A 26,552-nucleotide genomic window follows, 5' to 3' on the forward strand; every position below is an offset into this window, starting at 1 on the left:
TTTTCATCTGCGAAATCTGCGGATAACTGCTTTATGACCTCAGCAACCAGCTTCATCAACATCGGCGAGCGCACCAACGTCACCGGCAGCAAGCGCTTCATGCGCCTGATCAAGGAAGAGGACTACGACACCGCGTTGAACGTTGCCCGGGATCAGGTCGAAAACGGCGCCCAGGTCATCGATATCAACATGGACGAGGGCATGCTCGACTCGGTCGAGGCCATGCGCAAGTTCCTGAACCTGATCGCCGGCGAGCCGGACATCGCCAAGGTGCCGGTAATGGTCGACTCCTCGAAATGGGAGGTCATCGAGGCCGGGCTGCAGTGTATCCAGGGCAAGGGGATGGTGAACTCCATCTCGCTCAAGGAAGGCGAAGAGAAGTTCTTCGAACAGGCCCAGGCCTGTCTCGACTACGGCGCCGCCGTGGTCGTGATGGCCTTCGATGAACAGGGCCAGGCCGATACGGAAGACCGCAAGGTCGAGATCGCCGAGCGCGCCTACAAGCTGCTCACCGAAGAGATCGACTTCCCGCCCGAAGACATCATCTTCGATCTGAATATCTTCGCGATCGCCACGGGCATCGAGGAACACAACAACTACGCGGTCGATTTCATCAACGCGACCAAGCGTGTCCGCGAGTCCTGCCCGGGCTGTCACGTGTCCGGCGGGCTGTCGAACGTGTCGTTCTCGTTTCGTGGCAACGAGACCGTCCGTCAGGCGATGCACTCGGTGTTTCTCTACCACGCGATCCCGGCCGGCCTGGACATGGCGATCGTCAACGCCGGCCAGCTCGAGGTCTACGACAACATCCCCGACAAGCTGCGCGAAGCCTGCGAGGACGTAATCCTCAACAAGCGCGAGGACGCCACCGAGCGGCTGCTCGATCTCGCTGAAGAGTACCGGGGCAAAGGCAAGAAGAAGGATTCGAAGGAAGATCTGGCCTGGCGCGATTTCGAGGTCAACAAGCGCCTCGAGCACGCCCTGGTCAAGGGCATCGACAGCTATGTCACCGAGGATACGGAAGAAGCCCGCCAGAAGGCCGACAAGCCGCTGGAGGTTATCGAAGGCCCGCTGATGGACGGCATGAACGTGGTCGGCGACCTGTTCGGCGACGGCAAGATGTTCCTGCCACAGGTGGTGAAGTCCGCGCGCGTGATGAAGAAGGCCGTGGCCTATCTCATGCCCTATATCGAGGAAGAGAAGGCCGACGAAGACAAGGGCTCCAACAACGGCACCATTATCATGGCGACCGTGAAGGGCGACGTGCACGACATCGGCAAGAACATCGTCGGCGTGGTGCTCCAGTGCAACAACTTCGAGGTGATCGATCTCGGCGTGATGGTGCCGATGGCCGACATCCTCGACGCCGCCGAAAAGCACGGCGCCCAAGTGATCGGCCTGTCCGGCCTGATCACGCCCTCTCTGGACGAGATGGTCAACGTCGCCGCCGAGATGCAGCGCCGCAAGATGACCACGCCACTGCTGATCGGCGGCGCGACCACGTCGCGTGCGCACACCGCGGTCAAGATCGACCCGGCCTACGACGGCGCGGTCATGTGGGTGAAGGACGCCAGCCGCTCGGTGCCGGTGGCCTCACGCATGGTCAGCAAGGATGCACGCGAGAAACTGGTCGCCGAGCTCAAGGAAGACTACGACAAGCTGCGCGAGCGCCACGCCAACAAGAAGAAGGACAAGTTCCTGACCCTGGCCGACGCGCGCTCCAACGGCGTCGCCCTGGACTGGGAGAACTACGAACCGCCGCGGCCGAAACTTCCGGCAACCACCGATTTCGCCGAGCGCCAGGCACCGCCGGGCTACGGCGAGCCTAACGAGGCCGGCATGTACGTGTTCAAGGATTTCCCGATCGAGAAACTGGTCGACACCATCGACTGGACGCCGTTCTTCATGTCCTGGGAGATGAAGGGCCGCTACCCGAATATCCTCAACGATCCGAACAAGGGCCCGGAAGCGCGCAAGCTCTTCGACGACGCCCAGGCCATGCTCAAGCAGATCGTCGACGAGAAATGGCTCACGGCGCAGGCGGTGGCCGGCCTGTTTCCGGCTCAGCGCGTCGGCGACGATATCCACGTTTTGAGCGACGATCGGAGCGAGACGCTGCACGTCATGTGCAATCTTCGCCAGCAGACCGAGCACCGCAAGGGCGTGCCCAATCGCTCGCTGGCCGACTTCATCGCCCCCGAGGACTCGGGCAGGCACGACTGGGTCGGCGGATTCGCGGTCACCGCCGGGCTCGGCTCGAAAGCGATCGTCGAGCGCTTCAAGGCGGAGCACGACGACTACAACGCGATTCTTGTCGAAGCACTGGCCGACCGGCTGGCCGAGTCCTTCGCGGAATGGCTGCACAAGTTCGTGCGTACCGATCTATGGGGCCACGTGCCGGACGAATCGCTGGAAAACGAGGAACTCATCGGCGAGAAGTACGAAGGCATTCGCCCGGCGCCGGGCTACCCGGCCTGCCCGGAACACACCGAAAAGGACACGCTCTGGGAGATGCTCGACGTGGAGGCCAACACCGGCATCGAGCTGACCGAGTCCCGCGCCATGTGGCCCGGCGCGGCGGTATCCGGCTGGTATTTCAGCCATCCCGAATCGCGCTACTTCGTGGTCGGGCGCGTGGCCAAGGATCAGGTTCGGGATTACGCCGAGCGCAAGGGCTGGGACATCGCCACCGCCGAAAAGTGGATCGGCCCGAACTTGGGCTACGAGCCGGGCGGCTGATCAGCGGATGGGAACCGGCAACGGGAGCGCATCGATCGCACCCGTTGCCACGCAAAGCGGTGGCCGGCGGCAAGGCGGTCGATTGTGGCTTCCTCTGCCGCCATGGCAGCCGCGCCGACGCGTCGTCCTAAGGAGCGGCCCCGCTAGGTCCCCGTCGACAGCCGCAGCGGGCGCGTATCCGCGGACGCGTCGTCATCGCTCTCCGCGACACGGCCATGCAGGTGGATCGCGCAGGCCACACGCAGCATGGACGTCAGGTTGGCGACGGCCCCCTGTCGCTCGACCACCTCGCCGTGCAGCGTGCTGATGAAATTGGACACCGATCGTCCTTCGGCCGCCGCCAGGCCTTCCAGTATTTCCCAGAATTCGTTCTCCAGCCGGACGCTGGTCACGAATCCCTGCAGACGCACCGATCGTGTCGTGCTCTCGTAGCGTTTCGGGTTCGCGGACGCATAGATATTGCACATGCCAAGCCTGCTCCTGCTGCCGCAGCCGCGCGGCGCGATCTCTCCATGTATCTTGAACCTATCCCTTCGTCGCACCGAGGGCAATGTAGTAACGCCTTAATACCACCGCACGGACAGGCGAAGGCTAGGCTCGAAGGAGAACCGATAAATACACGGCAGGCGCACTGCGACCTGCCGGGCCGAGGAGAGCATCATGTCCGAGACCGTCCTGTCACGGCGCGGCTTCCTGAAGGGAAGCGGTGCTGTGCTGATGGGCACGCTCGCTGCTTCCAGCGGCGCCATTGCCCTGATCACCCCCTCCCGTAGCTGGGCGCTCGAACTGCGCCATCTCGACGAACACCAGAGCCGCACGCTGCTGCAGTTCAGCCGCCATCTGTATCCACACGAAACGCTGGACGACGCCGTCTATGCGCTGGTGGTCAAGGATCTGGATGCCGCCGCAGAAAGCGAAGACACGCACGCGCTGCTGGCCGACAGCGTGAAACAGCTGGACGCCGAGGCCGACGGCCGCTGGCTGGATCTGGACGCCGACGAACGCCTGGATCGCGTGGCCGCGCTCGAAGGCACACCGTTCTTCGCCAAGGTGCGCAGCACGGCCGTGGTCTCGCTCTACAGCAACGACATGGCCTATGCCCACTTCGGTTACCCGGGGCCGAAGGGTGACCCGGGCTATCTCTATCGCGGCTTCAATGATCTGCACTGGCTGCCGGATTTGCCGGCCAGCGCGAGCGGCCCGATCCCCGGCGCCAGCGCGTCTTGAAGGAGGGCGAAACCATGGGACAGTACGACAACCAGAAGACATTCGCCGCCGACGACGACAGCGTGGTGGTGATCGTGGGCTCCGGTGCTGGCGGCGGCACCCTCGCCAACGGGCTCGCCCAGAAAGGCATCGACGTGGTGCTGCTGGAGGCGGGCGACCTGCATACACCGGATGATTTCATTGCCGACGAATGGCCGTCGTTCACCCAGCTGGCCTGGAACGACCCGCGCACCGCATCGGGCGAATGGCGTGTGGCCACCGATTTCCCGCAGCTGCCGGCCTGGATCTGCAAGACCGTCGGCGGCAGCACGGTGCACTGGGCGGGCGCCAGCCTTCGCCTGCAGAAACACGAGTTCAAGGCGCGCTCGACCTATGGCGATATCGACGGCGCCAACCTGCTCGACTGGCCGATCACGCTCGCCGAGCTGGCTCCCTACTACGACCAGGCCGAGAAGAAACTCAACGTCACCCGCACTAACGGCCTGCCGGGGTTGCCCGGCAACAATAACTTCAAGGTCATGCACGCCGGCGCCAAGAAACTCGGCTATACCGAATGCTCGACCGGGCATATGGCGATCAACAGCATCAACAAGGACGGCCGCCATCACTGCATGCAGCGCGGTTTCTGTTTCCAGGGCTGCAAGTTCTCGGCGAAATGGTCGACGCTGTTCACCGAGATCCCGGCCGCACTCGCCACCGGTCATGCCGAAATGCGTACCGGCGCCCACGTGGCCCGTATCGAGCACGATGAAAAAGGCCAGGCCAGCGCGGTGGTCTATTTCGACCGTGACGGCAATACCCGCCGCCAGAAAGCACGCGCCGTGGCGATCGCCGGCAACTCGATCGAAACACCACGGCTGCTGCTCAATTCGGCCAGCGAGCAGTTTCCAGACGGGCTGGCCAACGGCTCCGGCCAGGTCGGGCGCAACTACATGCGCCACACCACGGCCTCGGTCTATGGCGTGTTCGAGGAACCGGTCGAGATGTACAAGGGCACGACCATGGCCGGCATCATCAGCGACGAATCCGGCCACGACACCAGCCGCGGCTTTGCCGGCGGCTACGAGTTCGAGACGATCTCGCTGGGCCTGGCCTTCACCGCGGCGTTTTTGAACCCGGGCGCCTGGGGCGCCGATTTCGCGAACGCGATGGACCACTACCGGCATATGGCCGGCATGTGGATCGTCGGCGAAGACCTGCCGCAGGAGCGCAACCGCGTGAGCCTCAACCACGACCTCAAGGACCAGCACGGCCTGCCGGTCGCGGATGTCTGGTATGCCGACCACGCCAACGACGCGGCCATGCGCGAACACGCCTACAAACAGGGCACTGCGTTGTACGAATCGGTCGGCGCCACGCGTGTCTATCGCACGCCGCCATACCCCTCGACCCACAATCTCGGCACCTGCCGCATGAGCGAACGCGCCGAGGACGGCGTCTGCAACGGCCATGGCCAGAGCCACGAGATCGCCAACCTGTTCATCTCCGACGGCAGCCAGTTCACCACCAGTGCCGCCGAGAACCCGACGTTGACGATCGTGTCGCTGGCGCTGCGCCAAGCCGACTATATCGCCGGCCGGATGGACAAACGCGCGATCTGATCGCGGTCTGGCAATGAGCCGGCCGGCGCGCTCTCGAATCTTCCGGGCGCGACCGGCCCGGCAGCGTTGTAGCACCGCGAGTGCGCAGCGCGGGCGCTTTGATCGCCCAGTCCATGGCTTGCGCCACCCGATCAGCGCGGGCCGGACGACGCCTCGCGAACGGCGGCCGGCAGATTGTCGGGATCGTAGGCCGGCACCTGCGCCAGCCGCTCGGCGACCGAGGCATGGAACGACGCGTCGGCGCCCGGCTGGCGAACATGCTTGCCGAGCGTGCGCCAGGCGCCGCGATAGGACTCGTGCAGCCGCCCGGCCGGGTCGCCGTCAATATGCTCGCGGGCATCGAGCTTGAGCGCCAGGCCGGCGGCCTGTGCGCGCTCCAGCATCCAGCGCAGGGACAGATCGGCGAGGCCGCGTTCGGCATAGCCGCCGCCGACGTCGCTGTGCACGCCGGCAAACCAGACCTGGCGCACATGCTGGCCGGGTTCGAGCGACTGCTCGTCCCAGAGGGTCGGCTTGAACGGGCCGCGCCGCTCGTCGATCGCCAGCGCCTGTACGGCATGGGTCACGCCGGGGCTCAAGCGGTTGTCGTGGAAGCGCCGCAGGCGCATCAGCAGGCCGAGCGCGCCGACGGTTTCCCAGACGCCGACGAAATACGGCGCACAGGCACGCGCGGTGGGCGCCGCATCGCGCGCTTCGGCCTCGCCGTCATCGAGATAGGCCTTGACCGCGGCCTTGGCCCGGTCGCGCGCATCGGTCTCGAGCACGCCGACGGTATCCACCAGCGCAGCCAGGGTGCGGGCGGTGAAAGCGCCGCGGCTGAAGCCGAAGATGAACAGTCGGTCGCCGGCCACATAGGTATCGATCAGAAAGCGGTAGGCACGCACCAGATTCTGCTGGATGCCGTAGCCGAAGCCGGCGCCGAGCAGCTTGCCCATGGTCTCGCCGACGTTCACGCCGAAGAAATCGGCGCCGAAGGTGCCGACCCCCGGCTCGTAAAAGGAAACCTGGTCCGTCCGATCGCTCGCCAGTGCCTCGTATAGATGCACCACGTTGGTGTTGAGTCCACCGAACTGGCTGTTCGTGCCGTCGCAGCAGACGACGATGTCCTTGCTCATGGGACCTCGTGCGCAGGGTCGGAATCGATACCTCACGGTCCCAGCCCGACCCGCCGGCGACAATCCGGAAGTCTGACGAGACAGCTGGTTTCTGCAACGACTCCTTTGACGCCCGCCGGGCGCTGAGGGCGCTCAGTCGCCGGCGTCGAAACGCCCGAGGTTGCGGTCCACGCCCTCGACCCGGGGATGATCCGCAGCGAAATGACCGGCGAGCAGGAACGGATGGGCTGTCTCGCCGCCGCATCAAGGCTCGGTCCGAAGGCGCTGGTCGAACGCTCTAGGGCTTAAGCGTACGAAGCCGGCAGCTGTCGTCGCGGCCCACCCGCGACATGCGGCTCACGTCATCCGCGAAAGCGTGTCGTCGCGGCGAATCACGCGGTGGTAAAGCGCGCCGGCGATATGCAGCGCGATCAACAGCAGAATCGCCAGGCCCAGCCAGTAGTGCACGGCAGACAGCGTGTCGGCGATGGCCGGCGACTTGCCGATCGGGCTCCACACCGTGAACAGGCCGAACCAGTCGAGCGGAAAACCGTGCGCGTTGGTGGTGAGAAAGCCGATAACCGGCTGTGCGATCAGGGCGAGATAGAGCGCCCACTGATTGATGTGCGCGACGCCGGCCAGCCAGGCCGGCATTTCTGGCTTGGGCGGCGTCTGGGTCAGAAACCGTACGCACAGTCGGGCAAGCATGAGCCAGAGCACCAGAAATCCGAGCGATTCGTGCCAGAAATAGAACGCGGTCTGTGCGTCCTTGGCGATGAACGATATGACCGCGCCCAGCGGCCAGGCTGCGAACACCAGCACAGCCACAATCCAGTGAAATGCGCGCGCGACGGGATGATAGCCGGCGCCGTTCTGCGTATTCATTGCTGCGCTCCTCGAATGCCGCGGACCACCTAACTATGGCGCATACCCGCTACGCTTGTCTGGCTGCTTCGGCAGACGCCCCGCGAGCCTCTACAGGCCCATGCAGCACGTAGACATGACGAACGACGCGTTATCGTGTCGTTTAACGCCCGGACCTGACGCCCAGCACCTGACGCCCTGATATGCACGCTCTCACGAATCACCGTTTGCAGACGGCTGTATGCCCGCACGAAACACGGACAGCGGCGCCATGAGATTCCTGCTCGACGCGCTGTCCAACGCCGCGGAGCCTGCGATCATCCCCGCGGACAGCGGTACGCTGCGCCGTCTGCGGCGCAGTGCGATGGGCGCAATGGGCGCGGTGTTTGCCGCGCTAGTGCTCACAAGCCTCGAACTGGGCCGGGTATTCGACCTGGGCTGGCATTTTCCGGTCCTTGTCGCGATCGGCTTCCTGCCCATCGCCAGCCTCGTCGTGCTCGCGATGCCCTGGCACCCCTATGCGCGCTTCGGACTCGCTAACGTTGTCACCACGATCCGCGCCGCACTCACCATGCTCACCGGCGCGCTGGTCGTGGAGTTTCTGTTTGCCGAGCATTCGGTCGCGCTCTCCTGGCTGGCGACCGCCATCGCGGGCGTCGCCCTGACCCTGGACGGCGCCGACGGCTTTGTCGCCCGGCGCGGTCGCATGGCCTCGCGCCTGGGCGCGATCTTCGATATGGAAATCGATGCGCTGCTGATCCTGTTCCTGTCCATGCTGGTCGCCGCCAGCGGTAAGGCCGGCGCCTGGATCGTGCTGATCGGCTTGATGCGCTATGCGTTCGCAGGCGCACAGCTCGGCGTATCACGCATCCAGGGCGCGCTGGCGCCTTCCATGCGCCGCAAGGTCGTGTGCGCCGCGCAGGGCGTGTTGCTGTGCCTGATGATCAGCCCGTTCGTATCCGCACCGGCCGCGCAGGCGATGGGGGTGATCGCCCTGATTGCGCTGACTTGGTCGTTTGCCGTGGACGTGGTCGCGCTGGCGCGGCAGTCCGCCCAAGGCTATCGCGCATGACGCCGAGGGCCGCACTCGGACTGTGGCGATCGCTGATCATCTACTACGCCCAGCCCTGGCGCACCATCGCGCTGCGGCGTTTCTACCGGGCGTTGATCGCGCCGGGGGATCGGGCGTTCGATATCGGCGCGCATGTCGGCCATCGCAGCCGCGCGCTGGCTGCCGCGGGCGCCCAGGTCGTCGGGGTTGAGCCGCAGCCGGTGTTCAGCGATTTTCTCGCGCGCCGGGTGGCCTGTGAGTCGATCACGACCCGCGCTGTCGCGCTCGGCAGCGCGCCCGGGCGGGCGACCCTGCATGTCTCGAGCCGTCATCCGACGGTATCGACACTTTCATCGCGCTGGATCGATCAGGTGACGCACCGGCCGGGGTTTCGCCAGGTCCGCTGGCAGGATCGGGTCGAGGTCGAAGTCAGCACGCTCGATGCACTGATCGCCGAGTTCGGCGTGCCTCACTTCTGCAAGATCGACGTCGAAGGCCTGGAAGCCGAGATTCTCGACGGCCTCAGCCAGCCGATTGCGCTCGTCGCCTTCGAATACAACCCGGCGACGCCGGATATCGCGCGTGCCTGTATCGCGCGCCTGGAAACGCTCGGCCGCTACCGCTTCAATCGCGTGGTCGGGGAAAGCCACCGCTTCTATCACGCCGACTGGATCGACGCCGACGCCATGCGCACGGAACTCGCGAACCTGTCGGATACGCGCGCACCGGGCGATATCTACGCCCGGCTGTCGGACACGGTCGACGGCTGATGCCGCCACGGCCGCCACACCAGAATCACGGCACCGGGCAACGCCCCCGCGAGCGTTACCAGCCCGTAAACCACGCTGGCAGCGACACCGTCAGCGCCGCTATAGCCGGCCAGCGGCCAGAGCGCAGCCGCTGCGGCTTCGCGCACGCCCCAGCCGGCGAAGGACACCGGCACCAGCATGGTCAACAATGCCAGCGGCAGAACCATCACGGCCGTTATCGGGTGCAACGGCGCACCCACGGCATACGAAGCCAGAGCGAAAACCGCCAAGTAACAGGCCACGATCGACAACGACAGCACGCCTTGAACAAACCACAGCCCGTGACTGAACCAGGCCACGCGCAAGGCCGGACCGAAATCGACCAGAAAACGGGCAAACCGGGATGCGCCCAAACGCGCGAAGCGCATGGTGACGCCTGCCAAGCCCAGAAAAACCAGCAAGGCCAGCACAACGGTCACCACCAGACGCAGGCCCGCAGCAGGCATCACAGTCGTCGCCGTAGCCAGCCAGCACAGCAGGCCGACAACGGCTACCAGCGCAAACGCCACCTGGCCGGCCAGGCGCTCGAGCAACACCGCATGGGCCGGCGTCTGCCATTGATCGGCTACGCGCTCGGACTGGCGATTGCGCACCACCCGAAGCACGTCGCCGGACACCCCGCCCGGCAGTACCTGGTTCAACCAGCTGGCGACATAGTATTCACCGATCGCGGCTCGCCAACCCAGCCGCTGGCCCAGACACGCCGCGGTCACGCGCCATCGCACGGCCGAAAGCAGAACGTGCAACTGCACGCCCAGCAGCGCTATCGCCACGACGGTCCCATCGACGCCCTGCAACGCGCCCAGCGCTGCGCCGAGATCGACCTGCCAGGCAAGCAGCCCGATCAACCCGGCCAGCAGGCTGAAGCGCACGGCCATGACCGGCGATATGAAAGACGATGTGGCGATTCGAACAGCTTCCGGCGTGGCGGCGATGCCCAATTCTACGGTGGTGCCTCCAAAAAAGGATGCCGCGTCGCGGCGCGGCGCTTGTGCCGGGCATGGTCGCGAGCATGAGCGACACGCAGCGCAAGCGGTTGAAAAGCGCCTGGCCGGTCGTCCGGGTGATGCTCGGCCTGGGGCTGCTGGCAGGCGTGTTCGCGCTACCGGCGCTGCTGGCACCTGACACGGCCGCGCCGGCGATCAAACTGCCCATTGAAGCGTTATGGGCGGTCGTGGCGCTCGGCCTGGCGCGGCCCCGCGCGGTGTTCGAGACGATCCGCGGCGTGGTGGCGGTCTGGGCGCTGCTGGTTGGCGTGCTCTGCGCGGCGGATGTGGGTGTGCGCACGGCCTTCGCTCGCGTGTTCGATCCGGTGCGCGACCTCGGTCTTGTGGCCGACGGCTGGCGCATGCTGTCGGGAACACTCGGCGTTTGGCCAGCCGCCAGTCTGCTGGCCGGCGTGCTCATCGCGGCACTGGCATGGCTGTGCGCCATGCTCTGGGGTCTGGGCGGTATTGCACGGCTGGGTCACGCCCGTACGCGGTTCACGCTGTCAATCGCCGGTCTCGGCGCACTGTGCCTGGTGATAGCGGCACTGCCGGGCGCACGCGATCTGGCGCCGGGGTTCAGGAGTTCGGCAAGCGGCTACATCAGCGCGCGGGTCGCCGGCATCGAAACCGCGCTGGCCGATCGGCGTGCCTTCGAGCGCGCGCTGCCCCGGGATGCGCTTGCCGGCATCCCGGCCGACGCGCTGCTCTCACGGCTCGCGGGCGTGCGGGTGATGGTCGTCTTCGTCGAATCCTATGGGCGCAGCGCGCTCGACGATCCGCGCTATCAGGACAGCACCCGTAAACGCCTGCAGCGGATCGAGGCGTCGCTGCGCGCGGCCGGGCTGAGTGCACGCAGCGGCTGGCTGGATTCCCCGGTTGTGGGCGGCCAGAGCTGGCTCGCGCACGCCACGTTGCTGTCGGGGTTGTGGGTCGACAACCAGAACCGCTACGACCGGCTCATCGACAGCGATCGCGCCAGTCTGAACCGGCTGTTCAAGCACGCCGGCTGGAGCACCGTGGCGGCCATGCCCGCCATTACGCTCGCATGGCCGGAGGCCGCCTGGTTCGGCTACGACCAGGTGCTCGCCGCCGCGGACCTGGGCTATCGCGGCGAGGCCTTCAACTGGGTCACCATGCCCGATCAATACACGCTCAGCGCCACCGAGCGCCTGACGGCGGCGATGCCGGCGCCGCTCATGATCGAGACCGCGCTCATCTCCAGTCATGCGCCGTGGACACCCATACCCGAGATGGTGCCCTGGGAAGCCGTGGGCGACGGCACGATCTTCACCCCCCAGGCGCGCCGCGGCGACCCGCCCGAGGTGGTCTGGCGCGACGCCGAACGCGTACGTACCCAGTACCGGGGCGCCATCGATTATTCGCTGGCCGCCGTGGGGTCGTTCATGGCCCGCCACGGCGATAACACGCTGTTCATCGTGCTGGGCGATCACCAGCCGGCGCCGCTGATCACCGGCGCACAGGCATCGCAGGCGGTGCCGATTCATTTCGTTGCGGACGATCCCGAGCTGCTATCGAATCTGCGCTCCTGGCCGCTCACCGCGGGCCTGATTCCGGGGCCGCACGCCCCTGTTGTACCCATGGACGAATTTCGTGCGGACTTTGTGCGCGCCATGAGCGCGCCGCTGCCCGAGATGCCGGCAAACGACTGATAAATGCGTTCTCGAGCGCTACACTGCGCGCCCTGCTGAATGGGTTCGTGATGCTAGATTTATCCCGATTTGCCTTGTTCGTGCCGACGCTACTGTTGGTTTCGCTCACCCCCGGCATGTGCATGATGCTGTCGCTGAGCCTGGGCATGAGCATCGGCGTGCGCCGCACCCTGTGGATGATGATCGGCGAGCTCGTCGGCGTGGGGCTGGTGGCGGTCTCGGCCGTCATCGGCGCGGCCGCGATCATGCTGCGTTATCCGACGCTGTTCATGGCGCTCAAATGGGCCGGCGGGGCCTATCTCGTGTATCTGGGCGTGACAATGTGGCGCGCGCAGGGCACGTCGGCCATGCACGGCGCGCCCGGCGCCGCGCCGACACTGCGCCCGATCCCGCTGATAACCCAGGGTTTTGTCACCGCGGTCGCCAATCCCAAGGGCTGGGCATTCTTCATCGCGCTGCTACCGCCGTTTCTCAACGCCGAGACCGCGCTCGCGCCACAGCTGACGGTGCTGATCAGCCTTATCCTGACGATCGAGTTCTCCAGTCTGCTGCTCTATGCGAGCAGCGGGCGCCTGGTCCGCAGCCTCCTGAACGAGCCGCGCAACGTGATGTGGCTCAACCGCATTGCCGGCTCGCTGATGATCGGCGTCGGCATCTGGCTCGCGCTGGAGTAACGCCGAGCCAAGTGCGTGCCACCGGCTTCAGTCCCCGTCGCCGGCGCGATGGGCCAGAAACACGGCATGGTCTCGTCCGACCTGTTCGGCATAGTCCATCGCCAGCGTGACGACCTGGCTCTTGAACGCTTCGCGCTTATCGCCGGTGAAGGCGGTGACCGCCCGACAAAAACAGCCGGGATCGTCCGGTCGCAGCGCATGGGCACCGCGGATATGTTCACGCGCGAGGATGCGCCCCCACTGGCGGCTCAGACGACGATATTCCTTGAAGTCGTCGATGTCGTCGGTCGGGAAGTCTTCCTTGTAGGGCGAACGCTGGCGCACGGAGAAATGGTTGTCGCCCAGGGTGAGCCAGCCGAGATACTCGTCGGCATGGTCGGCCAGCGCGATGAAGGCATGGGCATGACGCTCGGCTTCGTGCTTGAAGCTCTTGCGCCATTTACGGCGGTCCGCCGTGCTCATGTATGGATAGGCGGACGGGCGCTGCTGTGACTTGATATCGAGGATGATGTCGTCGTCGGGGCTATCGCTGGCGCCCTGTACGAGCGCGTAGTAGCGCGCCACGCCGAGCGAGCCGGTGCCCGCGTTCACGCGCCGAGCGACGTCCTTGACCGCGAAATGTGAGGCATCGCGGCCCTCGATGCTGCCGGGCTGCAGCGTCTCGGGGTAATCCTCGGCCAGCGCCTTGAGCAGTTCGCTGCGTTCGCTGGCCGAGAGCGGCGCGAGCTTCTTGTATTCGGTATCGAACAGGCGCTCGCCGTCCTTCATCACCGTCCACTTGGCCAGCTGCTCGGCCACGCCTTCCTCGGCCAGCACCTCGCGCATGAACGGGCCGATCGGCTTCTTGATGTATTTCACGTGGATATCGTCGGCGCTGCGGCCGTCGGCGTGGTCTTCCACGGTGTCCAAATAGGCGGACAGGAAATGGCGGATCGCGCGCCGGGTCTTCTTGGTCGACAGCTCGGCGTTCTCGTCGGCGTCGAGCACCATGCTGATCGCCTGGCGCCAGAGGTCGTACTGGTAGTCGCCGATGAAGGCGTCGTCGAAATCGTCCATGCCGTAGTGCACGCCCTGGCGATCATCGCCGTAGGCGCCGAAGTTGTAGACATGAGCATCGCCCTGCAGCCAGGTCTGGCTGTCGAACACACCGCCGAAGCGATGATGGCGCCAGTCGTTCCAGTGATCGCGCCAGTACAGATGCGCCGTTCCGCGAAAGAACCGGTAGGCGGATTTCGACATCTTGGCGTACTTGCGGGCCCGGTCGGCATCGCTGATATCGCGGTTCTGGGCATCGATCTCGGCAAGTACGAGCGACTCGCGCTCGCTGCCGGTGAAGAAAGGAAAGTTCATGGCGATGGTCTTCGCGCAAACGCGTCAAACTACGGCACCACGCCGCGCCGGGCAAAGCCGGTCGGCCCGGCATCGCAGACGCGGGCATAATCAAAGCACGGCCCGTTGAACTGGAAGCTGTACCGCAATGAACGCCCTAAAACGAATGGTCCGCCTCGTGCTGATCGGCCTGATGCTCATGCCGGGTGCCGCCGTTGCATCCGAGGCCTCGACTCTGGATGACTCGGCCCGCGCAGCGATCGTGCAGCTCGTCGACGATTATCAGGCGGCGCGGACTGAAGGCGATCGCGCCGCGCTGGAAACGCTGCTGCGCGCCGATATGGATCAGCTGACTTCGTCCGGCCAATGGCGGCGAGGGCGCGATGCAGCGCTCGCGGGCATGCAGCGCAGTTCCAGCCAAAATCCGGGCGAGCGGCGGTTGCACGTGGAACAGGTCCGCGCCCTGGGCGTTGAGGCTGCGATCGCGGATGCCCGCTATGTGATCGTGCGCGCCGACGGCCAGCGGCGCGTCATGTGGTCCAGCTTTGTGGTGGTTCGGGATGCCGACCAGTGGCGTATTGCCGGCATTCGCAACATGCGGCCTTCGCCGCTCGGCGCGCCGGCTGCGGAAAAGGATTCGCCATAGCAGCACCGAGAAGGGTCTCTCGGGACGCGGCGCATGCCGCTATGCCATGCTGAAGACGTCATGCTGAAACGGCTCAAGCAATTCGGCCCCGGCCTGTTGGTGGCCGCCGCCTTCATTGGCCCGGGCACCGTGACCACCGCCAGCGTCGCGGGCGCCGAGACCGGCTATGCACTGCTCTGGGCGCTGGCGTTTTCGATCTTCGCGACCATCGTGCTGCAGGAAATGAGCGCGCGGCTGGGCATCGTCAGCCGGCTCGGGCTCGGCCAGGCCCTGCGCGAAAGCTTCGATCACCCGCTGTTCAAGGGCTTGGCGGTCGCTCTGGTGCTCGTCGCCATCGGTTTCGGCACGGCCGCGTTCGAGACCGGCAACATCACCGGCGCCGCCCTGGGGCTGGAAACCGTCGTCGGCCTGCCGACCCGGGTCTGGGCGCTGATCGTCGGCGCGAGCGCCTTTGCGCTGCTGGCGACCGGGCGCTACCAGCTCATCGAGCGCGTGCTGATCGCGCTGGTGCTGACCATGAGCGTGGTTTTCCTGCTCACTGCGATCATCGTAAAACCCGACATCGGCGCGCTGCTGTCGGGTTTGTTCGCGCCCGGCATTCCGTCCGGCTCGGTACTGACCGTGATCGCGCTGGTCGGCACCACGGTCGTGACCTACAACTTCTTCCTGCATTCGGCCGCGGTCCAAGACAAATGGCCCGAACAGATCGCCACCGACACTGCGCTCACCGAGTCCCGCCGCGACACAATCATCTCCATCATCCTGGGCGGTGCGATCACACTCGCGATCGTGATCACCGCGGCCGCGGCTTTCTTCGCCACCCAGACGCCGATCGAGGACGCCGGTCAGATGGCGACCCAGCTGGAACCGCTGCTGGGCGTGAGCGCGAAATGGTTCTTTGCCATCGGTCTGTTCGCGGCCGGCATGACCAGCTCGGTCACCGCGCCGCTGGCTGCGGCCTATGCCGTGACCGGCGCACTCGGCCTCAAACCGGATCTGGCCAGCCTGCCGTTTCGAGCCGTGTGGGCCGTGATCATCCTCATCGGCACCGGCTTCGCCTGGTTCGGCACCAGCCCGGTGCAGGCGATTGTCGTGGCCCAGGCCGCCAACGGCGTGCTGCTGCCGCTGGTCGCGCTGTTCCTGCTGCGGGTGATGAACCGTTCGGCGCTGCTGGGGCGTTATCGCAACGGTGTGCTCGGCAATATCCTCGGCGCGATCGTGCTCTTCGTGGCGACCGGGCTCGGCGTCTATACGCTGCTGAGCGTGTTCGGCGTGGTCTCCAGTTAGGTCAGTACGCCACAAATGTTGGATTGCGGGCGGCTGTCTCGGTCGAACACAATCGACCGTATCGATTCGAAGCGAGGCCCCTCATGGCGCTTTCTCCTTTTCATCTCGCGATCCCTGTCCACGACCTGCCGGCGGCACGCCGTTTCTACGGCGAGACCTTCGGCCTGAGCGAAGGCCGCTCGGCCGAGCAATGGGTGGATTTCGATTTCTATGGCCATCAGCTGGTCATCCACGAACATCCGAAAACGCCCTCGCAGGATGATGTCCACACCAACGCCGTCGACTGCCACGACGTGCCGGTGCCGCATTTCGGTATCGTGCTCGAATGGGCGGAATGGGAAGCGCTGGCCGAGCGCCTGCGCGGGCTGGATACCAATTTCGTGATCGAGCCGCATGTGCGCTTCAAAGGCCAGCCCGGCGAACAGGCGACCATGTTCCTGCTCGACCCCTGCGGTAATGCTCTAGAATTCAAGGCCTTCCAGGATCGCGGCCAGCTGTTCGCGAAATAGGCGCCTTACCCAGAGCATCCAGACCATGTCCGATCTGACCATCCGCTCGGCCGAGCGCGCCGACGCCGCGTTGATCCTGCGTTTCGTGCAGGAACTTGCCGTTTATGAAGAAGCGGCCGACGAGGTCGTCGCCACCGAAGCGACCGTCGAGGAATCGTTGTTCGGCGACGCGGCGAGCGCCTTCGCCTTCATCTGCGAGGACGCCGGCGAGCCGGTCGGCTTCGCGGTCTGTTTCTACAACTACTCGACCTGGCTCGCGCGTAACGGGCTGTATCTCGAGGACCTATATGTCACGCCGGATGCCCGCGGGCGCGGCGCCGGCAAGGCACTGCTCAAATATCTCGCTCGGTTGGCGGTCGAGCAGGGCTGCGGCCGGTTCGAGTGGAGCGTACTGAACTGGAACACACCGGCGATCGAATTCTACGAAGCCGCCGGCGCGCGGCCGCAATCGGAATGGACGACTTATCGTCTGACCGGCGACGCCTTGGTGGCTTTCGCCGGCAGCTGACGACAGCAGCCTGACGGCCCAGGCCGTCGCGCGCCGAGCAGGCCTGTGCCGGCGATGGCATTCACTCTCGCAGGCGCGCCAGACTTACCGAGGGCGGCGCGCCGAAAGTGCGGCGGAAATCGTGGTTGAAATGGGACTGGTCCGAAAAACCCGCGGCGTGCGATGCCGCCGTGAAGTTGGCGCCGGCCACGATCGCTTCGATCGCCACCCGCATCCGAGCCCATGCACGATAGCGGCGGAACGGCACACCGACCTGCCGACTGAATAGATGCTGGAAACGCGAAACGGATAAACCCGCGTCTGCCGCGAGCCGGGCGAGCGGCAGCGGCGCCTCCGCGACCCGCGCCAGGGCCGCCACGCTGGCCGTGATCCGCGTATCCATGCGCGCCGGCGCACGGGCGCTGGAAAAACACAGCAGGTCGTTCAACAGCAGCCCGGCCGACGCCAGGCCCGTGCGGCCCTCCCAGAGTTCGCGAATCAGCGCGTATTCCCCGCCGGCGCTGGTCAACACGCCGTTGATTTCACGCCGATGTCGCAGCAACGGCAACAGCGTATGAACGCCGTCGATCGACGGTTCGAGATACAAGCCCGCGACCGGGTTGCCGTGGACCTGGAGTTCATGCGCCACGCCGGCGGGAATCACCGCGGTACGACAGGATTGCCAGCCGCCGCCTTCGACGCGCAGCTCGAAACGGTCGTGCATGCCGGCCAGAAAAACCGGCGCACCGTGCTGGTGAACATGGTTATGCCACAGCGGCGCTATGAACAGCATCCGCCCGGTATCCAGATGCCACAGGGCATCGGCCGTCTTGCGCTGCTCGGCAGCACGTTTGTACAAGTCGCGGGAAGCGTCCATCGGCCAATCTCCAACCCATGCGCTCGCGCTGTGTAATGCGCAGCATCGGTGACCCAGCCGACAGAAGCCGGGCAACCGTGCGAATCAAGACGATAGCAGCTGCCATGCCCTGTGCGCCCACGAATGGAGAGAGCCGATGTTCAACACCCACCCCGATATCACCCGCCGCCGCATTCTCGGTGCCGGCGCCGCCGTTCTGGCGTTGCCGACCATCGGCCGACAACTCGTGCGCCCGGCGCAGGCGGCGGCCCCCGCGCTCGGCCCGGCACGGCCCACCCATTACCGCTTCCAACTCGGTGATTTCGAGGTGACCACGCTCCTCGATGCCGGCGCGATGCTCGACGGGCCCTGGCCCGTGGTGGGCGAAGATCAGCCGGCCGAGGCGGTGCAGCAGTTGATGCATGCCAATCTGCTGCCCCAGACGCGATTCCAGCCCGGCTTCACCCCGGCGCTGGTCAACACCGGCAAGGAACTGATTCTGTTCGATACCGGCAATGGCGCAGATGGTTTCGTGCCGCCACCCGACGGCGGCTGGCTGGCGCGCATGCTCGGCCCCGCCGGCTACAGCCCCGAGCAGATCGACGTCGTCGTGCTCACCCACGGCCATATCGATCATATCGGCGGCATGCTTCACGACGGCCGGGCCGCATTCCCGAACGCGCGCTACGTCATGGGCGCAAAGGAGTTCGAGTTCTGGGCCGCCACCGAGGACAGGCTGCGCGCGCCCAAGGGCGATATCGAGCATATGTCCGGGCGCCTGTTTGCCACCCATGTCGTGCCCTTCGCCGAGCGGATGCGCCTGATCAAGCCCGGCGGCGAAGTCGCCTCGGGCATTCATGCCCTCGAAGCCTATGGCCATACCCCCGGCCATCTCGCTTTCCATATCGAGAGCCGGGGCCAACGCCTGCTGCTCTGGGGCGACTGCGCCCATCACGAGGTGGCCTCGCTGGCACGGCCCGGCTGGCACGCCCTGTTCGATCGCGACAAGGCCCAGGGCGCCCGCACCCGTGAGCGCATCTATGCCATGGCGGCCCAGGAACGCATACCGGTCGTCGGCTACCACACCTCGTTTCCATCCGTGGGTTTCGTCACCCCCCAGGCCGACGGCTATCGCTGGATCCCGGTCAGTTACCAGTTCGACGTGCCGCCGGCCGAGGGCACGCGATCAGCGGCCCGGCCGGCATGACTTAGGCACTGCAAGGAACCGGCGGCGTTGTCATTCAGCGTGTTCGGCCCTTCACGCGCCGGCCACCGCCCAATGAGTCGAGCGCGTGCGCAGCACCACCGCGACCATCCGGGTGACGAGAAACATGGTCAGTCCGATCCAGATACCGGTCAGGCCCCAGCCGAACGCCCACGACAGCCAGATCAACGGCAGGAAGGCACCGAGCGCGCAGGCCAGCGTGGTGGTGCGCAGAAAACGCGTATCCGCCGCACCCAAAAGCACGCCGTCGAGCGCGAACACGATGCCCGCCACCGGCTGCTGGGCCACGAACAGCCACCAAGCGTGGGGCACCTGGGCGAGCACAGCCTCATCGTTGGTGAAGACATGCGGCAGCACGCCGGCCAGAGCAGCAAAAACCAGCGCCAGAAACACGCCCAAGGCGAACGAATAACGGGTGATCTGCCAGGCCGCAGCGCGGGCACGAGCCACACGCTCGGCGCCCAGCTCGGCGCCGATCAACGCCTGGGCCGCGATTGCCAGCGAATCCAGGATCAGCGACAGAAACACCCACAGCTGATAGACGATCTGGTGCGCGCCGAGCGCGGCCGCCGACTCGCGGGCGGCCACGGCAGCCGCCGACAGAAAACAGATCTGGAACGACAGGCTGCGCAGGATCAGGTCCCGGCCGAGTACCATCTGCGCTTTCATGATGTTCCAGCGCGGACGCACCATCGAACGCTCGGACCGCAGCGCGATCAGAAACAGCCCGGCGGCCGTGTACTGCGCGAGCACGTTGGCGATCGCCGAGCCTTCGAGGCCGAAACCCAGCGGATAGACCAGTAACGGGCAAGCGATCGCCGACAGGACGTTGCCCGCGAGGATGTAGTACAGCGGTCGGACCGTGTCCTGTATGCCGCGCATCCAGCCGTTGCCGGCCAGCGTGATCAGGATCGCCGGCGCGCCGATGATGGCGATTCGCAGCCACGACGCTGCGGCGTCCGCCACCGCCGGATTCCCGGCCAGCGCGGACAGGATCGGATGAGCAAACAGCTGGCCGAACACCAGCACCGCGAGACCGACGAAAATCGCCAGCCACGTCGCCTGACCGCCTTCCGCAACGGCTTCCGTACGCCGGCCGGCACCGTAGAGGCGCGCCGTGCGCGCGGTGGTGCCGTAGGACAGAAACGTCAGCTGGCTGGTGAGCACGGACAAGACCGTACCGCCGAGAGCCAGGCCGGCCAGCGGCACGGCACCCAGATGGCCGACGACGGCCGTGTCCACGAGTACATACAACGGCTCGGCCGCGAGTACGCCGAGTGCCGGCACCGCCAGCGCGAATACGCGCCGGGCGGTCACGGGCGCGTCGGTATCCTCAGCTGTCATCCATCACACCTGTCGAAAACCGGCTTGTCGTCGGTCGACCGGCCGGGCAAAGGCCGAGGAATCTATCATTGCCGGGCCAATACGGGCAGGGCGGCCCATGTCGTCACAGTCAGCACATTGAATTCTGCCCGCACCGGACACATTTTTCGGTCTGATCCCGGAGTGAAACAATGCCCGACATGCCCACAGACCTACTGCAGCGCTTCCTGTTCGACCACACCCAGGTCCGCGGCGAAATCGCCCAGCTGGAAGCGACCTATCAGGACGCGATCGCCAGCCACGACTATCCGCCCGCCATCGAGCGCCTGCTCGGCGAACTGCTGGCAGCCTGCGCGCTGCTGACCGCGACCATCAAGTTCGACGGCATCCTGAGCGTGGAGATCCGGGGGCAGGGCGCATTGCGTCTGTTGATGGCCGAATCCAACCCCGGCGTGAGCGAACGCGCCCAGCGGCTGCGCGGCGTTGCCCGCTTCGACGCCGAGGCGCTGGCTGCGCTCGAGGAACACACGCTGGAAACGCTTGCTGAAGGCGGCCATGTCGTGATCACGCTCGACCCCGAAGAAGGACAGCGCTATCAAGGCATTGTCGCGCTGGACAAACCGACCATCGCCGGCTGCCTCGAGGAATACTTCGCCCAGTCCGAACAGCTGCCCACGCGGCTATGGCTTGCCACCGACACCGAGCGCGCCGCCGGCCTGCTGATCCAGAAGCTGCCCGAGCAGGACGACGTCGCCGACCCCGAAGCCTGGGACCGGATCAATCATCTCGCCGACACCATCACCGGCGACGAACTGACCGGCCTGGGCGCCGAGCAGGTGCTGCACCGGTTGTTTCACGAGGAACAGGCCCGAGTATTCGAGCCGGCGCCGGTGAAATTCAGCTGTACCTGCACCCGCGAGCGCTTCGGCCGTGCCCTGCACCAGCTCGGCGCCGAAGAACTGCGCAGCGTGCTCGAGGAACAGGGCCAGATCGAGACCCAGTGCCATTTCTGCAACACCTGGTACGTATTCAGCCCGGCGGATGTCGAAGCGCTGATCGACAACCCGGACGCGCCGCCGCCTACGCTGCAGTAGGGCCGCGTCGCCACGAGGCATCTTTCGGCGATAGAAAAAACCAAGATCCGCATATCGAGTTGCGCGGCTCGCATGGCCATTCGCCCACCATCCCGGACAAGGGTGGGCGCTGGCCTTGCGCCCGTCGTCGCCCTAGATGCTTCGCCGCCCGGAACTCTGGCACACGACCACGCTGGCCGAAAGCTAGTGTGTACGGGCGTTTTGACACCCGGGTACACAGTGAGCTGACACGTCGCACAAGCTGGGATTCAACGCAGCGCGGCGTGGCCAACCCCTATCACGACCGTGTATAGCGAAGCAGTGATTGCACACAGGCGTTGTCCGGGCCACATTTGACCCTGCGAGGCTTATCGATCCGGGGGGATTGCATTAGCACTTCAGAGCGGGAACAGCACCTCAAGCTTGAGGCGCTAAAGGCGCTGCCCGACCCGATCTTCATCATCACGGAGAGCGGGCGTTACGCAGCCATCATCGGCGGGGAGGACCGTGAGATGTACCACGACGGAAGCTGCCTCGTGGACTTCAGCCTGTTCGACGTTCTGCCCCGCGAGAAGGCCGAGTGGTGCCTTGCCGAAATCCAGCAGACCCTGGCCGACAACTGCCTGCGCATCGTGGAATATACGCTGGCCGGCGGTGAGGTCGGCGTAATCGACGAGAACGCGGGGCCGGCAGGCGAGCTGTGGTTCGAAGGGCGCATTAAACCCATGCACACGTTGGTCGACGGCGAACGCGCGGTGCTCTGGCTCGCCAGCAATATCTCGCAGCGCCACCATCTGGAAGCGCGACTGCGGCAGTTGAGCGAGACCGACGAACTCACCGGCCTGTGCAATCGCCGACGGTTCATGCAGATCCTCGGCCAACAGCTGACCGACTATGTACCCGAGACAGCCGACATCGCGCTGCTGATCGTCGATATCGATCACTTCAAGCCAATCAACGACCAGTACGGCCATCTCGATGGCGACTTGATCATCAAGACGCTCACCGCTGTCTGTGCCGCAGAGCTGGACACAAACGCTCTATTCGCACGTCTGGGCGGCGAGGAGTTCGCGATCGTGCTGACCGACACGACACCCGGCGCGGCACTGCGCATCGCCGAACGGCTACGCCAGGCGGTTGCTGCAAGCCGGTTCGAGCTGGAGTGCGCGACCGTGGTTCCCGTCACCATCAGCATCGGCGCAAGCGTGGTTCGCCCGTACCGACGGCGCATCAACGAACTGTTGCGCGATGCCGACATTGCCCTCTACGAAGCCAAGAGCCAAGGTCGCAATCGTGTGGTCATGGCGCGCGACCCGGATCCCGCCTCCCGCCGGGCCTGATCAACGCCGTGGCGCACCGCGTCGTACTCAGTCACACGAACCGGTCCGGGGCGCCCTCAGTACTCGCGCGCGTTCTCCAACCCGCCCTCGTAGACCGGCGTGCCGCCGGCATCGTGGATGAGCGCTTCGGCAATATGGCGGGCGGACTCGTCGTTGACCGTATAGGGCACCTCGAAATCGGCGGACTCGACACCCTCCGGTGAGGGAAAACTGCCCGCGCCCTTCAGATTGAAGGCACGGATAAAGCGCGTGCCCTCGAAAAGCTGCGCGGAATAGACCGCCTCACCCACGGCCTCGGCCTTTGTCGCGACCTCGCCGTCGCGATGCTCGAAGGCGTTGTCCACGTTCACGAGCACCTTGCCCTTCATCGCCGCGCCGTGGGCCTTGGCGATGGCCGGTTCGGCGCCGTAGGGCACGGCCAGCGTGATGATGCCCGCTTGTTCGATGGCTTTAGCCACCGTTGCCGCCTCTGCGCCGTGGCCGGCTGTGGCGACCACGTCATCGAGTTCGCCCGGATTACGGGTGGCAAAAATTACATGATAGCCGGCTGCCGCCCAGAGATTACCCAGCGCCTGACCCATGTTGCCGGCGCCAATCATGGCGATGGTGCTGGAGATCGGCGCCTTGGCCTGCGCCTGTTCGGAGGCGGCCGCCGGAGACAGGCTGACGGCGCACAGCAGCAATGCGCACACACCGATCATCAGTCGTCCGACCGGCCTGCAAGGGGCAAAGCGACTCGTGCGGGCGGCGGCAAAATGGGTGGATCTCGTCATGACAACGTACCGGGTGAAGGCCTGGGTCGAGTTTACCCATGCCCGCCTGAAACTCACGAACGCGAAACCCGCGTACGAGGCAGTTCGCTCGGATCAGCGCCTGGCGGGGCGAAGAGATCACGCATGGTCGCCAACACGCGCTCGCGAGCCGTACCGCTCGTGATCTGATCGGCCATGCGTATCGGCGCGCCGAAAACCACGGTGGGCGCCACATCGGGCGGCTCGGCCTCGAGCATCTGAAGGGTGGCGGCCAGCCAGTCCCGATCCCGCGCGTCGCGGCGCAATCGTGTCAGCGGGTTCTGCATCGCGGCGGACGAAAGCACGCCGCTGACCGCCACCGGCACGATCGTCAGATCCGGGACGCGCCGCGCGAACAGATCGACACAGCCAGACCATCGCGCGAGCGCGCCCACCGCGCCCGGGCGCACTGCCGGGTCCGGCTCGATACGGCCGCCGGGAAACGTGAGCACGGCGCCGCCCAACCGCATATGACGGGTCGCGTCGCGTACGGCCGACAGGCGACCACGCCCCGCCTCGGGCACGGTAATCAGACGTCGATGAACTGCCGGCAGCGCATCGAGCAGCCGACGCGGCGCGGCTAACACCTGCAGATCGGCACGCGGCAATTGCGCGAACAGCGCGGCCGCATCGGCCAGCCCCGGGTGGTTGGCGACGACCAGCAGCGGCCCCTCGCGTGGCACGGCACTCAGACCTTGGACCGTGACGCCCCGGGTGAACTGGCCCAGGGCATAGGCGCCGGCACGCTGCAGTCCCTGCTCGGCGACCATCCCATCAAAGATCAGCAGCCGCCGAGCGAGCCGCTCGACGGGCGTTGCAAGCAGGCGGCCAGCGAAGCGCCGCGCGATCCGCTGGCGCGCCCCGAAGAGCCCGAACGCGCCGAGTGCATCAGCGAGGCAGGCATCCGCAACACGATGCAGCGCCGTGCTCTTTGCCTGCGATCGCAGCGGGGCCTGCAGGTCGCCGACCACCTCGACCATGCCGCGTGCGGTCTCGGGCTCGAGGCAAAAGCGATGCTTGAACGCCGGTTCCTGCATGTCGATAACGGATCAGGAAAACCTGCTATCCATTGTCTGCGTCTGGCAGTACGCCGTCGACTACCACGGCCTGCACGACAAGAGTGCGAGCGCTACCGCCTAGCGTTCACCGGCCCCGGCTTCCAGTTCCTTGATGCGTTCGAGTGCCTGCGCCTCGGTCCAGGCGTCGTCGTACGCAACGCCGGCCTGCTCGCATAGACGCTGTAGATAGATTCGCTGCGCGCCGGTCATCGTCTCCGAGCTTTCGGGCCAGATATTGTTCTCAGCGCTGTGGGCATGATCGGTCATGGAGTAACCTCCGGTAATTCCAGGACAAATCACTACGCCGCCCGCTCGCATCGTGGATGCGAACCCGTTGTTCGTGGGTCCGAGGGCGGCAACACCGGCAACTGGTAAGCAACACCTGCCGCCCCCGAGACCTAGAACGACTCGAGATACGACCAGAGTTCTTCCACCCGCTTATAGACCAGCGCATTTCGCGCGCCGCCCACCGTCAGCACCACCGAGCTGCCATGGCTTTGCCGGGTGAAGGTTTCGCTGAGGAATGCGAACTCTGCGTCACGGTATTTCAGCCACTGCCGCTGCGACGCGCGAAGCGCGGCCTGCTGTTCATCCGACAGCCGCGCCATGAGCTGCCTGTAGGCCGTATTGAGCTCGCGATCCAGGGCCTCGGCCATCGCTACGTAAGCCTCGCTCATGGCCGCCGTCGTCTGCCCCTGTTGGATCTGCGCCTGATAAGGCGCCATACGCTCATGGAACGCACGCACATGCGCCGGGGCATCAGGATCCACGACCGCAGCGGCCATGGTCGCGTACAACAACAGAACGAGGATCAGATACTTCATGGCGAGCTCTCGAGTCTTCGCCTTATCCTCATGGCACCGGAGTCGGCCGCCCACGCAGATATCGGCTAGGATGCGGCGCCTGTAATCGCCAAGGCGACAAAGCGCGTAGTAGATGACCATGAACAACAATGCCCAAAACACACGGGTGCGCCTAGCAGCGCTATCCGGCGTGCTGATGACTGTGGCGATGATTGCCTTGAGCGGCTGCTCGACGCTCGGTGCGGATGCCGCGGGTACTTCATCGTCTCGCCATGCCGAAGCGCAGTCCGAGCGGGACCGGCTCAACGACGGCTACAGCGATCTGTACTCCACCGCAGCCTCGCTGGCGAAGACCGACCAGATCTTCTACTTCAAGATCGAGTCCGACGACGTGGAGCGGGTGGTAGAGACCATGACCGACTACAGCGGCGAGCTCGCCGGCCGGCTGGAAAGACTAACCGAGGAATTCCCCGCCCTCGGTCTGCAACGCCAGGTCGACCCACCCATCATCAACGCCGCCCGTGAGGCCCAGCGCAAAGCCACCGTGAAGCGCTTCGCGCCGGTTGTCGGCGACTCCGGCAAGGTATTCGAGCGCGGCCTTCTGATCCGACTGCTCGGGGCCGCCGATCAGCAGCACTATTTAGCCGCCACATTGGCCGAGCGCGAGCCGAACCCGGCGCTGGCGAAAATCATGGCGAACGCCGGCGAGCGCTACGCCGAGTTCTATGAAGAGATCGACGCACTCCTCGTGGAGCGCTTCTATCGCTAACGACAGCTAATCGACGGCTAGTCAACGCGTAGCGGATCGAGCAGCGGCGACAAGCCGTTGTGGTCGATCTCCTGCATGAGCGCGAGCAGACGCCCGATCTCCCCCTTCGGAAAGCCCGCGCGGGCGAACCAGTTCAGGTAATGGCCCGGCAGATCAGCGATCAGCCGGCCTTCGTACTTGCCGAACGGCATGGTGCGAGTCACGAGTTTGCGAAGGTCTTCGGTATTCACGAGGCGGCGGTATTTCTTCGATCCTCCGCCCAGCCTAGTCGGTTCCCAACCTGCCTGTCGCGGCCGGTATAGGCGACGCGTTCAGCGGCGTTCACGCAGAATGTCCGG

General features: G+C 65.6%; 26 protein-coding genes and 1 pseudogene. 15 read left to right on the top strand and 12 right to left on the bottom strand.

What is annotated here, in order from left to right:
• Positions 1 to 45: 45 nt before the first annotated feature.
• A pseudogene (gene metH / locus SADO_RS08180) lies at positions 46 to 2,739 on the top strand (methionine synthase); the annotation flags it as partial.
• A 143-nt stretch (positions 2,740 to 2,882) separates the two neighbouring features.
• Here the strand turns inward: metH and SADO_RS08185 are convergent.
• Positions 2,883 to 3,206 carry a ribbon-helix-helix domain-containing protein gene (locus SADO_RS08185; protein WP_353110686.1) on the bottom strand — a complete coding sequence of 108 codons (324 nt, stop codon included), beginning with the start codon at positions 3,204 to 3,206 and terminating at the stop codon, positions 2,883 to 2,885.
• Positions 3,207 to 3,399: 193 nt separating this feature from the next.
• On the opposite strand from SADO_RS08185, the gene SADO_RS08190 reads away from it, so the two are divergent.
• Both SADO_RS08190 and SADO_RS08195 read left to right on the top strand, forming a co-directional pair.
• Entirely contained in the window at positions 3,400 to 3,966 is a 567-nt protein-coding gene (locus SADO_RS08190) for a tat (twin-arginine translocation) pathway signal sequence (RefSeq protein ID WP_353110687.1), read from the top strand.
• A 14-nt stretch (positions 3,967 to 3,980) separates the two neighbouring features.
• Positions 3,981 to 5,567 carry a GMC family oxidoreductase gene (locus SADO_RS08195; RefSeq protein WP_353110688.1) on the top strand — a complete coding sequence of 529 codons (1,587 nt, stop codon included), beginning with the start codon at positions 3,981 to 3,983 and terminating at the stop codon, positions 5,565 to 5,567.
• Between the two features lie 131 nt (positions 5,568 to 5,698).
• Here the strand turns inward: SADO_RS08195 and SADO_RS08200 are convergent, their stop codons facing one another.
• Both SADO_RS08200 and SADO_RS08205 read right to left on the bottom strand, forming a co-directional pair.
• Complete coding sequence (locus SADO_RS08200; RefSeq protein ID WP_353110689.1) at positions 5,699 to 6,682, bottom strand: T6SS phospholipase effector Tle1-like catalytic domain-containing protein; 984 nt, start codon at positions 6,680 to 6,682, stop codon at positions 5,699 to 5,701.
• A 336-nt stretch (positions 6,683 to 7,018) separates the two neighbouring features.
• Positions 7,019 to 7,546 carry a cytochrome b gene (locus SADO_RS08205; RefSeq protein WP_353110690.1) on the bottom strand — a complete coding sequence of 176 codons (528 nt, stop codon included), beginning with the start codon at positions 7,544 to 7,546 and terminating at the stop codon, positions 7,019 to 7,021.
• A gap of 250 nt (positions 7,547 to 7,796) precedes the next feature.
• Between SADO_RS08205 and SADO_RS08210 the strand changes: the two genes are divergently transcribed.
• Both SADO_RS08210 and SADO_RS08215 read left to right on the top strand, forming a co-directional pair.
• A complete protein-coding gene (locus SADO_RS08210) occupies positions 7,797 to 8,597 on the top strand; it encodes a CDP-alcohol phosphatidyltransferase family protein (protein ID WP_353110691.1) in 801 nt (266 codons plus the stop codon).
• Entirely contained in the window at positions 8,594 to 9,346 is a 753-nt protein-coding gene (locus SADO_RS08215; protein ID WP_353110692.1) for an FkbM family methyltransferase, read from the top strand. Before SADO_RS08210 ends, SADO_RS08215 begins: the two co-directional genes overlap by 4 nt.
• On the opposite strand, the gene SADO_RS08220 is transcribed toward SADO_RS08215, so the two are convergent.
• On the bottom strand, positions 9,313 to 10,263 hold the full coding sequence (locus SADO_RS08220) for a lysylphosphatidylglycerol synthase transmembrane domain-containing protein (protein ID WP_353110693.1): 951 nt from the start codon (positions 10,261 to 10,263) through the stop codon (positions 9,313 to 9,315). The genes SADO_RS08215 and SADO_RS08220 overlap by 34 nt on opposite strands.
• Positions 10,264 to 10,397: 134 nt before the next feature.
• Between SADO_RS08220 and SADO_RS08225 the strand changes: the two genes are divergently transcribed.
• Together SADO_RS08225 and SADO_RS08230 are read left to right on the top strand one after the other, a co-directional pair.
• Positions 10,398 to 12,044 (top strand): sulfatase-like hydrolase/transferase, encoded by a 1,647-nt coding sequence (locus tag SADO_RS08225; protein WP_353110694.1) that lies wholly within the window; start codon positions 10,398 to 10,400, stop codon positions 12,042 to 12,044.
• A gap of 50 nt (positions 12,045 to 12,094) precedes the next feature.
• Positions 12,095 to 12,718 carry a LysE family translocator gene (locus SADO_RS08230; RefSeq protein ID WP_353110695.1) on the top strand — a complete coding sequence of 208 codons (624 nt, stop codon included), beginning with the start codon at positions 12,095 to 12,097 and terminating at the stop codon, positions 12,716 to 12,718.
• Positions 12,719 to 12,745: 27 nt separating this feature from the next.
• Here the strand turns inward: SADO_RS08230 and SADO_RS08235 are convergent, their stop codons facing one another.
• Entirely contained in the window at positions 12,746 to 14,068 is a 1,323-nt protein-coding gene (locus tag SADO_RS08235) for a DUF2252 domain-containing protein (protein ID WP_353110696.1), read from the bottom strand.
• 145 nt (positions 14,069 to 14,213) lie between these two features.
• On the opposite strand from SADO_RS08235, the gene SADO_RS08240 reads away from it, so the two are divergent.
• The 4 genes from SADO_RS08240 (at position 14,214) to SADO_RS08255 (ending at position 16,997) form a co-directional block, all read left to right on the top strand.
• A complete protein-coding gene (locus SADO_RS08240; RefSeq protein ID WP_353110697.1) occupies positions 14,214 to 14,693 on the top strand; it encodes a nuclear transport factor 2 family protein in 480 nt (159 codons plus the stop codon).
• 33 nt (positions 14,694 to 14,726) lie between these two features.
• Complete coding sequence (locus SADO_RS08245; RefSeq protein ID WP_353110698.1) at positions 14,727 to 15,980, top strand: Nramp family divalent metal transporter; 1,254 nt, start codon at positions 14,727 to 14,729, stop codon at positions 15,978 to 15,980.
• A gap of 83 nt (positions 15,981 to 16,063) precedes the next feature.
• Positions 16,064 to 16,489 carry a VOC family protein gene (locus SADO_RS08250; RefSeq protein WP_353110699.1) on the top strand — a complete coding sequence of 142 codons (426 nt, stop codon included), beginning with the start codon at positions 16,064 to 16,066 and terminating at the stop codon, positions 16,487 to 16,489.
• A 25-nt stretch (positions 16,490 to 16,514) separates the two neighbouring features.
• Positions 16,515 to 16,997, top strand: coding sequence for a GNAT family N-acetyltransferase (locus SADO_RS08255; protein WP_353110700.1), 483 nt, complete (start codon positions 16,515 to 16,517; stop codon positions 16,995 to 16,997).
• A 61-nt stretch (positions 16,998 to 17,058) separates the two neighbouring features.
• On the opposite strand, the gene SADO_RS08260 is transcribed toward SADO_RS08255, so the two are convergent.
• Complete coding sequence (locus SADO_RS08260) at positions 17,059 to 17,853, bottom strand: helix-turn-helix transcriptional regulator (RefSeq protein ID WP_353110701.1); 795 nt, start codon at positions 17,851 to 17,853, stop codon at positions 17,059 to 17,061.
• Positions 17,854 to 17,989: 136 nt separating this feature from the next.
• Here SADO_RS08260 and SADO_RS08265 point away from each other — a divergent pair, with 136 nt between their 5' ends.
• Positions 17,990 to 19,039: an MBL fold metallo-hydrolase gene (locus SADO_RS08265; RefSeq protein ID WP_353110702.1), complete on the top strand. Its 1,050-nt coding sequence runs from the start codon at positions 17,990 to 17,992 to the stop codon at positions 19,037 to 19,039.
• 51 nt (positions 19,040 to 19,090) lie between these two features.
• Here the strand turns inward: SADO_RS08265 and SADO_RS08270 are convergent, their stop codons facing one another.
• Complete coding sequence (locus tag SADO_RS08270; RefSeq protein ID WP_353110703.1) at positions 19,091 to 20,401, bottom strand: MATE family efflux transporter; 1,311 nt, start codon at positions 20,399 to 20,401, stop codon at positions 19,091 to 19,093.
• Positions 20,402 to 20,571: 170 nt separating this feature from the next.
• Here SADO_RS08270 and hslO point away from each other — a divergent pair, with 170 nt between their 5' ends.
• The gene (gene hslO, locus SADO_RS08275; RefSeq protein WP_353110704.1) at positions 20,572 to 21,474 is read left to right on the top strand and encodes an Hsp33 family molecular chaperone HslO; all 903 of its coding nucleotides are present in this window, start codon (positions 20,572 to 20,574) and stop codon (positions 21,472 to 21,474) included.
• 491 nt (positions 21,475 to 21,965) lie between these two features.
• Positions 21,966 to 22,793 (top strand): GGDEF domain-containing protein, encoded by an 828-nt coding sequence (locus SADO_RS08280; protein WP_353110705.1) that lies wholly within the window; start codon positions 21,966 to 21,968, stop codon positions 22,791 to 22,793.
• A gap of 56 nt (positions 22,794 to 22,849) precedes the next feature.
• On the opposite strand, the gene SADO_RS08285 is transcribed toward SADO_RS08280, so the two are convergent.
• The 4 genes from SADO_RS08285 to SADO_RS08300 form a co-directional block, all read right to left on the bottom strand.
• The gene (locus SADO_RS08285) at positions 22,850 to 23,566 is read right to left on the bottom strand and encodes an NADPH-dependent F420 reductase (RefSeq protein WP_353110706.1); all 717 of its coding nucleotides are present in this window, start codon (positions 23,564 to 23,566) and stop codon (positions 22,850 to 22,852) included.
• Positions 23,567 to 23,619: 53 nt separating this feature from the next.
• Complete coding sequence (locus SADO_RS08290; RefSeq protein WP_353110707.1) at positions 23,620 to 24,621, bottom strand: 1-acyl-sn-glycerol-3-phosphate acyltransferase; 1,002 nt, start codon at positions 24,619 to 24,621, stop codon at positions 23,620 to 23,622.
• Positions 24,622 to 24,720: 99 nt separating this feature from the next.
• The gene (locus tag SADO_RS08295; protein WP_353110708.1) at positions 24,721 to 24,909 is read right to left on the bottom strand and encodes a DUF3072 domain-containing protein; all 189 of its coding nucleotides are present in this window, start codon (positions 24,907 to 24,909) and stop codon (positions 24,721 to 24,723) included.
• A gap of 131 nt (positions 24,910 to 25,040) precedes the next feature.
• On the bottom strand, positions 25,041 to 25,586 hold the full coding sequence (locus SADO_RS08300) for a lysozyme inhibitor LprI family protein (RefSeq protein WP_353110709.1): 546 nt from the start codon (positions 25,584 to 25,586) through the stop codon (positions 25,041 to 25,043).
• Between SADO_RS08300 and SADO_RS08305 the strand changes: the two genes are divergently transcribed.
• Positions 25,585 to 26,214, top strand: a complete 630-nt coding sequence (locus SADO_RS08305) for a hypothetical protein (protein WP_353110710.1) — start codon at positions 25,585 to 25,587, stop codon at positions 26,212 to 26,214. The genes SADO_RS08300 and SADO_RS08305 overlap by 2 nt on opposite strands.
• Positions 26,215 to 26,231: 17 nt before the next feature.
• Here the strand turns inward: SADO_RS08305 and SADO_RS08310 are convergent, their stop codons facing one another.
• Complete coding sequence (locus tag SADO_RS08310; protein WP_353110711.1) at positions 26,232 to 26,444, bottom strand: DUF3820 family protein; 213 nt, start codon at positions 26,442 to 26,444, stop codon at positions 26,232 to 26,234.
• Positions 26,445 to 26,552 lie beyond the last annotated feature (108 nt).

Source organism: Salinisphaera dokdonensis CL-ES53, assembly GCF_040361215.1.
In the GTDB taxonomy this organism is placed as follows: domain Bacteria; phylum Pseudomonadota; class Gammaproteobacteria; order Nevskiales; family Salinisphaeraceae; genus Salinisphaera; species Salinisphaera dokdonensis.